12 protein-coding genes are annotated in these 10771 nt (G+C 68.7%); all 12 read left to right on the top strand.

The annotated features are described in order from the left end of the window. On the top strand, positions 1 to 350 hold a 350-nt coding region (locus AC07YH_RS09410; RefSeq protein WP_494746746.1), incomplete at its 5' end, for a hypothetical protein. A gap of 168 nt (positions 351 to 518) precedes the next feature. Beyond that, entirely contained in the window at positions 519 to 2090 is a 1572-nt protein-coding gene (locus AC07YH_RS09405; protein WP_494746745.1) for a DUF4331 domain-containing protein, read from the top strand. A gap of 12 nt (positions 2091 to 2102) precedes the next feature. Then, positions 2103 to 2351 (top strand): hypothetical protein, encoded by a 249-nt coding sequence (locus tag AC07YH_RS09400; protein WP_494746744.1) that lies wholly within the window; start codon positions 2103 to 2105, stop codon positions 2349 to 2351. An 11-nt stretch (positions 2352 to 2362) separates the two neighbouring features. Beyond that, positions 2363 to 2986 carry a lytic transglycosylase domain-containing protein gene (locus AC07YH_RS09395; protein WP_494746743.1) on the top strand — a complete coding sequence of 208 codons (624 nt, stop codon included), beginning with the start codon at positions 2363 to 2365 and terminating at the stop codon, positions 2984 to 2986. After that, complete coding sequence (locus tag AC07YH_RS09390) at positions 2983 to 3312, top strand: TrbC/VirB2 family protein (RefSeq protein WP_494746748.1); 330 nt, start codon at positions 2983 to 2985, stop codon at positions 3310 to 3312. Before AC07YH_RS09395 ends, AC07YH_RS09390 begins: the two co-directional genes overlap by 4 nt. A gap of 3 nt (positions 3313 to 3315) precedes the next feature. After that, positions 3316 to 3603 (top strand): VirB3 family type IV secretion system protein, encoded by a 288-nt coding sequence (locus AC07YH_RS09385; protein ID WP_494746742.1) that lies wholly within the window; start codon positions 3316 to 3318, stop codon positions 3601 to 3603. After that, a complete protein-coding gene (locus AC07YH_RS09380) occupies positions 3600 to 5993 on the top strand; it encodes a VirB4 family type IV secretion/conjugal transfer ATPase (RefSeq protein ID WP_494746741.1) in 2394 nt (797 codons plus the stop codon). Before AC07YH_RS09385 ends, AC07YH_RS09380 begins: the two co-directional genes overlap by 4 nt. After that, positions 5993 to 7195: a TrbL/VirB6 family protein gene (locus AC07YH_RS09375; RefSeq protein WP_494746740.1), complete on the top strand. Its 1203-nt coding sequence runs from the start codon at positions 5993 to 5995 to the stop codon at positions 7193 to 7195. The genes AC07YH_RS09380 and AC07YH_RS09375 overlap by 1 nt, the downstream gene beginning before the upstream one ends. Next, positions 7192 to 7908: a VirB8 family type IV secretion system protein gene (locus AC07YH_RS09370; protein ID WP_494746739.1), complete on the top strand. Its 717-nt coding sequence runs from the start codon at positions 7192 to 7194 to the stop codon at positions 7906 to 7908. The genes AC07YH_RS09375 and AC07YH_RS09370 overlap by 4 nt, the downstream gene beginning before the upstream one ends. Next, positions 7908 to 8645 (top strand): TrbG/VirB9 family P-type conjugative transfer protein, encoded by a 738-nt coding sequence (locus tag AC07YH_RS09365; RefSeq protein ID WP_494746738.1) that lies wholly within the window; start codon positions 7908 to 7910, stop codon positions 8643 to 8645. The genes AC07YH_RS09370 and AC07YH_RS09365 overlap by 1 nt, the downstream gene beginning before the upstream one ends. After that, complete coding sequence (locus tag AC07YH_RS09360) at positions 8642 to 9784, top strand: TrbI/VirB10 family protein (protein WP_494746737.1); 1143 nt, start codon at positions 8642 to 8644, stop codon at positions 9782 to 9784. The genes AC07YH_RS09365 and AC07YH_RS09360 overlap by 4 nt, the downstream gene beginning before the upstream one ends. Further along, a complete protein-coding gene (gene virB11 / locus AC07YH_RS09355; RefSeq protein WP_494746736.1) occupies positions 9781 to 10770 on the top strand; it encodes a P-type DNA transfer ATPase VirB11 in 990 nt (329 codons plus the stop codon). The genes AC07YH_RS09360 and virB11 overlap by 4 nt, the downstream gene beginning before the upstream one ends. The last annotated feature ends 1 nt before the right edge of the window (position 10771 follow it).

Raw genomic sequence — 10771 nt, 5'->3', positions numbered from 1 at the left:
CCGCAAGCGGCGGCCAGACCTGCCAGGTGTCGCAGTGGCTGCAACAGGCCTTGCAGGCCGATCCGTTGGTGCAGACCGCCCTGGCGCGCATGCCCCGGACGTCGCTGTCGATCTCGAACGCCCTGATGCTTTGGGATCGGACCTGGGTTCAGGCCGGACCGGCCACGGGATCGGAGGTGTCGACGATCTCGCAGGCCGTGATCAGCGGCCTGCGCCAGGCGCCCGACGCCTGTCGGCGCGCGCTGGTCCGTGGTCCTGAGCTGATGACCCTGCGCAGCGGCGAGGACACCATCGTGATCGCTATCGGCTCGGGTGAATGGATTTGGGAAAGCCTGCTGACCTCGTCCTAGGCCATCCCGACAAGCGACCGAAATCATCCACCGCCACATATTTGGCGATGATGCGACATTTTGGCGCCTTGCCGGTGATCCAAGGCCGAACGCCGTTCGTAGAAGCCTTCATGTCAGGACGCCGATGTCGGCGCCGACGTAGTCGAATTTCGGCGCGGGAGGCTGGGAATGAGCAGAGGCAAGTTTGGCGGGACCGCCATGGCGTTGATCATGGCGGTGTCCTTCGGCGCTGGGCAGGCGCAGGCCTCCAGCCACCGCGAGGCGCCAGGGATCACCAAGTCGCCCAAGGTCGACGGCACCGACTTCTATATGTTCCGCAGCTATGAGCCCGGTCGGTCGGGCTTCGTCACCTTCATCGCCAATTACCAGCCGGGCGAGAACCCCAGCGACGGTCCGAACTACTATACGATGGATCCCGATGCGATTTACGAGATCAGCATCGACAGCGATGGCGACGCCAAGGAAGACCTGACCTACCAGTTCAAGTTCTCCAACACGCTGCGCGGCGGCAAGGGCACGACCCTGACCATTGGCGGCAAGTCCATTCCCGTCGCCCTGCGCCAGACCGGCCAGATCACGTCGCCCGATGATTCCGACCAGGGCGAGATCGAGGAATATACGGTCACCCAGATCACCGGCGACCGTCGCAGCGGCACACGCGCTAACGTCACCAACGCCTCGGGCGGCGCGACCACCTTCCGCAAGCCGTTCGACAACGCCGGCCAGAAGACGATCCCGGACTACCCGGCCTATGCCGGCCAGTTCATCTATTCGGTCACCCTGCCGGGTTGCTCGACCGCGGGCCGCGTCTTCGTCGGCCAGCGCGCCGAGGCGTTCGCCGTCAATCTCGGCCCGACCTTCGACCTGATCAACTACGTGCCGATCGACGGCGCCTCTTTCCCGGGCGGCATCACCCAAAGCCGCGCCAACGACGACCTGGTCGGCAAGAAGAACGTCACCTCCATCGCCCTGGAAGTGCCGATCGCCTGCCTCACCGGCACGGGCAACGGCGTCATCGGTGCCTGGCAGACCGCCAGCCTGCCGCAGGCCCGCATCCTGAACCCCAAGGCCGCCTACAACACCAACGCCCAGCAAGGCGGCGCCTATACCCAGGTCTCGCGCCTGTCGGCGCCGCTGGTCAACGAGCTGGTGATCGGCCTGCCGGACAAGGACACGTTCAACGCCGTCAAGCCGACCGCCGACGCGGCCCTGGCCGACTACGTGACCAACCCGACCTTCCCCGCCATCGTCGACCTGCTGTTCCGCGCTCCGGTCAACGCGACCCTGGGCACCAACTTCGCCAACATCGCGCCGTCCAACCTGCCGCGGAACGATCTGGTCGCTGCCTATCTGACCGGCATCAAGACGCTGAACCAGCAGAAGACGGTCACCCCGTCGGAAATGATGCGCCTCAACACCGCGATCAATCCGACGCCGCGCGACACCCAAAAGAACCTCGGCGTCGCTGCGGACGACCTGGCCGGCTTCCCCAATGGCCGCCGTCCGGGTGACGACACCGTCGACGTCACTCTGCGCGTCGCCATGGGCCGCCTCTGCTATCCGGTGCCGATCAACGGCGTGCAGACCGACCTTGGCCTGTGCAAGCCGGCTGACGCCCCGGTCGGCAACGCCCCGCTGACCGATGGCGCGCCGATCTCGGCCGCGGAACTTCAGAACGCGTTCCCCTACCTGAATTCCCCGCTGTCGATCTCGCCGCGCACCGCCGCGCCGCACTCGTAAGGAGCGCCCACAATGAAGCGCACTTTGATCATGGGAACGGCGCTCGTGCTCCTGGCGGGCAGTCTGTCGGCCTGCAAGAGCGGCAATAAGGACGTGGCGGTCACGCCACCGACGCCGCCGGCCAAGTTCGAGGCCCAGTTCGGGGCCAACTTCGCCACGGCCTTCCAGGGCGCTCCTAACGGCGAACCGAAGGACGTCGCCGCCGGCGACGTCATCGCGGTCAGCCCGACCGCCGAGCCGGTCAACCTGCCGACCAGCTGACGAGCGGGCGGATGATCGGGGCTTCCCGTTCGTCGAATGAACGGCGGCGCACGGCCTTTTGGCTGTGCGTCGCCTTGCCGTTTGTCGCGTGCCTTCCGGCACGCGCCCAGGTCATCGACATCGCGCCGGACGGCTCGACCACCACCTACAGCCAGCCGGCGATCTTCACGGCCGAAGGCGCCAAGACAATCTCGCCATCGGTTGAAGCCGCCCGCGCTTTTCAACCGTACCTCGTAGACCAGTTGATCTCCGAGGCCGCTGCCAAACAGCGCCTCGACCCGGGTCTGCTGTCGGAGGTGGCCTGGAGAGAGTCTCGTTTCCGTCAGGAAGCGGTCTCTCCCAAGAACGCGGTGGGCTTGATGCAGTTGACGGCCGGCACCGCGCGGGATCTCGGCGTGGATCGCTACGACCCGCGCCAGAACGTCCATGGCGGCGCGGCCTATCTGCGCAACATGCTCGATCGCTACGGCGGAGACGTCCGCCTGGCGCTCGCCGCCTACAATGCGGGTCCCGGCGCTGTGGACCGCTATCGCGGCGTGCCGCCCTTCGCCGAAACCCAGGCCTACGTCGCGGCCATCATGAGCCGCTTCGCCCGCCGGACGGCCGGCGCCGTCGTGCTCGCAACCAACCCCTGAAGGAGGCCGCCATCCGCCGCTCCAAGACTCCCTTCGCCCCCGCCGCCTTCCTCGCCAGCGTGATGGCGGCCCGCGCGGCCCACGCCCAATCGATGGATCCGGCCGGCTCGGGCGCGATCACCGGCGCCATGTCCTGGCTGCAAGGCACGCTGATGGGCACGGTCGCCACGGTCGCCGCCGTGATCGCCGTCGCCGGCGTGGGCTTCATGATGCTGACCGGGCGGCTGAACTGGCGCTACGGCGCCACGGTCATCCTGGGCTGCTTCATCCTGTTCGGGGCCAGCGCGATCGTGGCCGGCATCCGCCAGACCTCGGGCGGCTTCTAGAGCATGGCCGCCCAGCTCGAGCGCGACGTGGTCTTCGGAGCGCTGACGCGACCGCAGATGTTCGCGGGCGTCACCTACAGCTTCTTCGTGCTCAACGGCGTGGTCACGGCCGAGACCTTCCTGATCACCAAGTCCTTCTGGGCGATCCTGATCGCCGTGGTCGTGCATCTGGCCGGCTATGTCGCCTGCCTGAAGGAGCCCCGGATATTCGACCTCTGGCTGGCCAAGATCTCGCGCTGCCCGCGCGTGCCCAACTGGTCGGTCTGGCGCTGCAACAGCTACCGCCCATGAGCCAGATCCCGGACGCGCGCCCGAAAGCCCGCCGCGCCCGCCCCGAGCGGGAAGCCCGCGCCGGCGCGCGCCTGCCCTATGCGCGTCACGTGGACGACACGACCCTGGCGACCCGCGACGGCCTGCTGATGCAGGTCATCCACCTGGCCGGCCTGCCGTTCGAGACGGCCGACACCGACGAGCTGAACTACCGCAAGGCCCTGCGCGACGGGGCGCTGCGGGCCTTGGCCAATTCCCGCTTCGCGCTCTACCACCATGTGGTCCGCCGCGAGGTCTCGCCCCAGATGGAGGGCGAATACGCCGACGATTTCAGCCGCAGCCTGGATGCGGCCTGGCGAGAGCGGCTCGGCGCGCGCAAGCTCTATGTCAACGAGCTGTTCCTGACGATCGTCCGCCGGCCCTTGCAAGGTCGTGGCGGCTTGATCGAAAGCGCCCTGAAGCTGGTCGGCGGCGGCCGCGCTGGCTACAATCAGGCGCTCGAGCAGGCCGAAAAGCGCGAGCTGGACGCGGCGCGCGAGACGCTGCTCTCAGCTCTCGCCCCCTATGGCGCGCGGGTCCTGGGTGTCTACGAGACAGCCGCCGGACCGTGCTCTGAGCCGCTGGAGTTTCTCTCCTCCTTGTTCAACGGCGTGGTGCGGCCGGTGGCGATGCCACGTTCGGACCTGGGCGAGCACATCCCCTTCCGGCGCATCAGCTTCGGTAGCGAGACCATCGAGCTCTCACGCGTCGGCGCGTTCGACCGCGCCTTCTCGGCCATACTGTCGATCAAGGAATATCCGCCCCAGACCTCGGCCGGCATGCTGGACGACCTGCTGCGTCTGCCGCACGAACTCATCGTCAGCCAGAGTTTCGCCTATGTCGACCGGCAGGCCAGCCTGGAGCGGATGAACACCGTCCTGCGCCGCATGCGCTCGGCCGATGACGACGCCCACTCGCTGAAGCAGGGGCTGGTCGCGGCCAAGGACGACGTCTCGACCGGCCGCGCGGCCTTCGGCGAGCATCACATGACCATCATGGTGCGCGCGGCGTCCCAGACCGCGCTGAACGCCGCGGTGGCCGAGGTCCATTCCAGCCTGACCGAGATGGGCGTCATGGCCGTGCGCGAAGACATCAACCTCGAATGCGCCTTCTGGGCCCAGTTCCCTGGCAACTTCAAAGACATCGCCCGGCGCGCGATGATCTCGACGGCCAATTTCGCCGGCTTCGCCTCGGGCCACAACTTCCCGGTCGGCCAGGCCGTGGGCAACCACTGGGGATCGGCGGTCACCGTGCTGGAGACCACGTCGGCGGGGCCCTACCACTTCAATTTCCACAAGGGTGACCTGGGCAACTTCACGCTGATCGGTCCGTCCGGCTCGGGCAAGACCGTGGTCCTCGGCTTCCTGCTGGCCCAGGCCCGCAAGTTCGACCCGCGCATCGTGTTCTTCGACAAGGACCGGGGCGCCGAGATCTTCCTGCGCGCCATGGGCGGCCGCTACGAGACGCTGAGGCCGGGCGAGCCCACGGGCTTCAACCCGCTGCAGCTGGCCGACAATCCCGCCAACCGCGCCTTCCTGGCCGACTGGACCACGCGGCTGGTGACCCGTCCGGGCGAGGTGCTCGGCGCCGAGGATCTGGCGCGGATCAAGGACGCCGTCGACGCCAACTACGACCAACAGCCCGCCTTCCGGCAGCTCTGCTATTTCGGCGAGCTGTTCCGGGGCGACCGCCGGCCCGACGCCGCCGACCTGGCGGCCCGCCTGCGCCCCTGGTTCGGAACCGGCGAGCGCGCCTGGCTGTTCGATAACCCGCTCGACGCCCTGGACCTGGAAGCCCGCACCCTGGGCTTCGACATGACCCAGATCCTGGATCAGCCGACGCTACGCACCCCGGCCATGATGTACCTGTTCCACCGCGTGGAGCAGCGGCTGGACGGCGATCCGACCATCATCGTCATCGACGAAGGGTGGAAGGCGCTGGACGACGACGTCTTCGTGGCCCGGATCAAGGACTGGGAAAAGACCATCCGCAAGCGCAACGGGGTGGTCGGCTTCGCCACCCAGAGCGCCCAGGACGCCATCGAGAGCCGGATCGCCAGCGCCATCATCGAGCAGGCCGCCACCCAGATCTTCATGGCCAATCCCAAGGCCCAGGCCCGCGACTACATGGAGGGCTTCGGCCTGACCGAGCACGAGTTCAACCTCGTGCGGTCGCTGCCCGACACCTCGCGCTGCTTCCTGATCAAGCACGGCGCTGACAGCGTCGTCGCCCGCCTGAACCTGGCCAGCGCGCCGGAACTGCTGACCGTCCTGTCCGGCCGCGAGCGCACGGTCCGCATCCTTGACGCCCTGCGCCAGGACGTCGGCGAGAACCCGTCCGACTGGTTGCCCAAGCTGATGGAGCGGGTCTGATGGCCGGCTTCTGTGCTCAGCCCTTGCCCGATGAGGGTCTTGTCGACGGCCTGTTGGTCTCGGTCGACTGCAACGTGCGCTCGATGTCGGAAGCGGCCTACGGCGCCCTAGCTCAACCCAACTCACCGGTCGCGCTGGGCCTGACGACCCTGCTGACCCTCTACATCGCCCTGATCGGCTACGGCCTGATGGTCGGCCGCACGCCGCTGCGGGTCAGCAGCATCACTGTCAGCGTCATGAAGATCGGCGTCGTCCTGGCCCTGGCTACCCAGTGGCCGACTTACCAGCACCTGGTGTTCGATACCCTGTTCAACGGCCCCGCGGAACTTGGCGGCCTGATGATCGGCGCGACCAGCCAGACGGGCGGCGGCATAGGCAACGACATCTTCGGCGCGCTGCAAGCGGCCTATGACGAGATGCAGGCCTCGGCGATCGTGTTCGGACGCGGCGTCACCGGCCTGTCCTCCCCCCTGACCGGCGGCCCCGGCGGCGCGGCCCTGGCGCTGAACCTGTCGTCGCTGCTGCTGATGCTGACCAGTCTGGGCGTGATCCTGGCCGCCAAGATCGCGCTGGGCCTGCTGCTGGGCCTTGGCCCGCTGTTCGCGAGTCTCCTGCTGTTCGAGGGTACCAAGGGAGTCTTCGAAGGCTGGCTTCGCGCCTCTGTGGCCTTCGCCCTGGCGCCGCTGATGGCGGTGTTGGGCCTCGTGGTGCAACTGATGATGCTGGAACCACATCTGGCGCTGCTGGCCGACAACCGCGCCCAGAACATCACCGACATCGCGCCGGCCAGCGCCATCATGCTGCTGACCTTGATCTCGACCGGCGTCAGCCTGGCCTTGGGCGTCGCGGTGGGCGTCATAGCCTTCAGCCTGAAGCTGCCGCGCTGGGGCGAACCGGCGCCGTCGACGACATCCCAGGCGCCGACCGCCTCGCCCGCCCCGCTGATGCTCGCGACCGCTGGCGGCGTCGTCAGCGCACCGTTCGAGCCCCGCGCCGCCGCGATGGTCGCGGCCGTGGCGGCCATGGATCGCCGGGAGCACGTCGTCACACAAGCGACCTCGTCCGGCGAAACACAGTCGCGCCTGCGGGTCGACACCAACAACGCCCCCACCACCGCCAACGTCGTGACGCCGTTCGGCCAGACCTACCGCCGGGCCGCCCAGCCGGGCCCTGCCGCCAGTGTCCAGCGGAGGGACAAATGAAACTCGAAAAGCCTCCCACCGCCGCGCGCGACGCCTATTACGAAGACGCCAACACCTGGTCGCGCGACGTCCACGGCGCCCTGCGCGCTTCGCGCAGCATGGCCTGGCTCGTCGCTATCGCCTTCGGGATCATCGCCCTGCTCGAGGCCGTGGCGCTGATCGTCATGATGCCGCTGAAGACGGTCGTGCCCTACACGATCACCGTCGATCGCCAGACCGGCTATGTCGAGACCGCCGCCAGCATCCTGCCCGGCAAGCTGACCCAGAACACCGCCGTCACCCAGGCCTTCCTGGCCCAGTATGTCCTGGCGCGCGAAGGCTTCGACGCCACCGACCTGCAGGCCAACTATCGCAAGGTCGCCGTCTGGTCCTCGGGCGACGCGCGCAACCGCTACCTGCGCGACATGGCCGCCACAAATCCGCAGAGCCCGGTCAAGCTCTACCCCGCCACCTCGGTGCTGCAGCCGATCATCAAGAGCATCTCGATCCTGTCAGCCAACAGCGCCATCGTCCGCTTCGACGTCGAGCGACGCGACTACGGCGCCGCCTCGGGCGAGCGGCGGTCCTATGCGGCCGTGATCGGCTACCGCTACAGCGACGCGCCGCTGCGCATGGAAGACCGCCTGCTCAACCCGCTGGGCTTCCAGGCGACCTCGTATCGGCGCGATTCCGAGATGATCGGCTCGACCGCCGCCTCGCAGGGCACACGCTGATGCGCGCCTGCCTTCTGGCCATGGCGCTGGTGGCGTCGCCCCTGGCCGCGCACGCCGCCCAGGTGCCCCGGCTGGGCCTGGCCGATCCGCATATCCAGAGCGTCGACTACGACCCCGATCAGCTGGTGCTGCTCAAGGGCCAGCTCGGCTACCAGATCATGATCGAGTTCGGGCCGGGCGAGCGGCTGGAGAGCGTCTCCATCGGCGACTCCCTGGGCTGGCAGGTCACGCCCAACCGCAACGCCAGCGTGCTGTTCCTCAAGCCCCTAGAGCGCAACGCCGCGACCAACATGAACGTGGTCACCAACCAGCGCCGCTACGCCTTCGAGCTGGGCGTTCTGCCCAAGGGGGCGCGCACCACGACCGCGCCTTACATCCTGCGCTTCGTCTATCCGCAGATCGCCGTGGCGCTGGAAACCGCGCCGCCGCCCGAGCTGCCGCCGGAAGAGCGCAACCGCGCCTACACCGTCACCGGCTCGGCCGAGAACGCGCCCGCCCGGGTCTTCGACGACGGCCGCATGACCTATTTCGCCTGGCCGCCCCTGGCTTCGGCGCCGGCCATCTTCGCCGTCGGAACGGACGGCAAGGAGAACCTCGTCAATTACGGCGTTCGCGGCGCCTACACCGTGGTCCAGCAGTTGGCCCCACGCTTCGTCCTGCGCAGCGGCAAGGCCGTCACCACCGTCACCAACACCGCGTTCGGCGCGGCGGGCGCACTCCAGGCGGCGAACCCATGACCATGCCTCCCTCCCCGCCGATCGACGAGACCTTGGAAGATGACGCCGAACCCACGGTTGGCAGCCCCGCGAGCGGACGCAGCGGCGCGCTGGTGTTCGCCGGCTTCGCGCTGGCCGCGGTGCTGCTGTTCGTCGTGCTGAACAACCACCGCATGCGGCAAGCCGAGCCGGCAGCCCAGGCCACGACCGGCGACATGCAGCCCGCCGTCTGGTCGCCGCCGCCGCTGGAGCTGGAGCCCCAGCCGATCGCGACCGGCCCCGGCGCGCCGTTCAGCGGCCTGCCCACCCAGGTCATGCCCACGCCCGTGACCGTCGTCGACAACCGCCCGCCCAGCGCCGGCGTCGTCATGGCCGCTCCGCCGCCTATCGGTTCCGGCAATCTCGATCAGCGTCGCAGAGCTCCCTCTGTCGTGGTCGATCTCGGCGGTGGGCAGCGCGAAGCCGGCGCCGCGGCCTCCGGGGCCACGATCGGCGCGCCCGTCGCCGAGGGCGGCGCTGGCCAGCGTCCGCAGCTGAACGACAGCGAGCAGTTCGCCAAGCGCGTTGGCGAGGAAGCCCCCGACCGCGCCCGCGCCGTCACTATGCGCAACCTCGACGCCATCGCGCCGCAAGGCACGGTCATTCCCGGCGTGCTGGAGACCGCAATCAATTCGGACCTGCCGGGCTTCACCCGCGCCATCGTCAGCCGCGACGTGCTGAGCTTCGACGGCAAGGCGGTGCTGATCCCGCGCAGCAGCCGCCTGATCGGCCAGTACAAGAGCGGCGTGGCGCTGGGCCAATCGCGCGCCTTCATCATCTGGACCCGGATCATCCGCCCCGACGGCGTCTCGATTCAGATCGGCTCGCCGGGCACCGACGCGCTCGGTCGCGGCGGGCTGACCGGCGACGTCAACCGTCACTTCTTCCGCCGCTTCTCGGGATCGATCCTGCTGTCGGTGCTGAACGCCGGGGTCGCCGCGATCGGCACGACGCCCTCCACCCAGATCAGCATCGGCAACGCCACCACGGCGGCCGGCTTGGCCAGCTCCGCCATGCAGGGCGACGCCATCCCACCGACGATCAAGGTCGCCCAGGGCGAGATCATCAACATCTTCGTCGCGCGAGACCTCGACTTCTCCGGCGTGGCGCCCGTCCGGTGAGCGCCGCCACCGCCGTCTACCTCCGCACCTACCTGGCCCCCCTCGCACCGTTCCTGGAGCGCGCCGACGTCACGGACATCTTCGTCAACGGACCGGGCGAGGTCTGGGTCGAGACCATCACCGGCGGCGTCGAACGCCATCCCGCGCCGCAGCTGGACGCCACCTCGCTGTGGCGGCTGGCCCGGCAGATCGCCAGCCTGTCGCACCAGGGGATCAGCCGCGAGCATCCTCTGCTCTCGGCGACCCTGCCCGATGGCGAGCGTGTGCAGATCATCGCCCCGCCCGCCACGCGTGGGGAGATGGCTCTGGCCCTGCGCAAGCACGTGGTCGCCGACCTCGGGATCGAGGACTACGAACGCGTCGGCGCCTTCGCGGCCACGCGCGTCGACGGCCTCTCGCACGCCGAGGCGATCAACGCCGAGCTCCGCGACCTGCTCGCCACGGGACGCACCGCCGACTTCCTGCGCCAAGCCGTGCGGCATCGGAAGAACATCGTGGTGGCCGGCGGCACCTCGACCGGCAAGACCACCTTCCTCAACGCCTTGCTGAAAGAGATCCCGCGCGACGAGCGGCTGATCCTGATCGAGGACGCCGGCGAGGTTCAGCTGGATCACCCTAACGCCGTCGGCTTGATCGCCGTGCGCGGCGAGAACGGCGAGGCGCGGGTCACCGCCGAGGACCTCGTCCAGGCCTCGCTGCGCATGCGCCCGGACCGTATCATCCTGGGTGAGCTTCGCGGGCGCGAGGCCGCCAGCTTCCTTCGCGCGGTCAATACCGGCCACCCCGGCTCGATCACCACCCTGCATGCCGACAGCCCCAAGGGCGCGGTCGACCAGCTGTCCTTGATGGTGCTGCAGGCCGGCCTGAACCTCGGGCGAGCCGAGATCGCCGCCTATGTCCGCGACGTCATCGACGTCTTCGTCCAGCTCTCCCGACACGACGGCCGCCGCGTCGTCTCGGAAATCGCCTTCCAGAAGCAGGACTGAT

The organism is Caulobacter sp. GW456-12-1-14-TSB4 (assembly GCF_059424195.1).
Note: the sequence above shows the minus strand (reverse complement) of the source record. Positions and strands in the feature narration are given on the sequence as shown.

What these genes read in the sequence shown, in the direction of transcription:
- AC07YH_RS09405 (WP_494746745.1), top strand. Translation starts at nt 519, where the DNA reads ATGAGCAGAGGCAAGTTTGGCGGGACCGCCATGGCGTTGATCATGGCG.
- AC07YH_RS09400 (WP_494746744.1), top strand. Translation starts at nt 2,103, where the DNA reads ATGAAGCGCACTTTGATCATGGGAACGGCGCTCGTGCTCCTGGCGGGC.
- AC07YH_RS09395 (WP_494746743.1), top strand. Translation starts at nt 2,363, where the DNA reads ATGATCGGGGCTTCCCGTTCGTCGAATGAACGGCGGCGCACGGCCTTT.
- AC07YH_RS09385 (WP_494746742.1), top strand. Translation starts at nt 3,316, where the DNA reads ATGGCCGCCCAGCTCGAGCGCGACGTGGTCTTCGGAGCGCTGACGCGA.
- AC07YH_RS09380 (WP_494746741.1), top strand. Translation starts at nt 3,600, where the DNA reads ATGAGCCAGATCCCGGACGCGCGCCCGAAAGCCCGCCGCGCCCGCCCC.
- AC07YH_RS09375 (WP_494746740.1), top strand. Translation starts at nt 5,993, where the DNA reads ATGGCCGGCTTCTGTGCTCAGCCCTTGCCCGATGAGGGTCTTGTCGAC.
- AC07YH_RS09370 (WP_494746739.1), top strand. Translation starts at nt 7,192, where the DNA reads ATGAAACTCGAAAAGCCTCCCACCGCCGCGCGCGACGCCTATTACGAA.
- AC07YH_RS09365 (WP_494746738.1), top strand. Translation starts at nt 7,908, where the DNA reads ATGCGCGCCTGCCTTCTGGCCATGGCGCTGGTGGCGTCGCCCCTGGCC.
- AC07YH_RS09360 (WP_494746737.1), top strand. Translation starts at nt 8,642, where the DNA reads ATGACCATGCCTCCCTCCCCGCCGATCGACGAGACCTTGGAAGATGAC.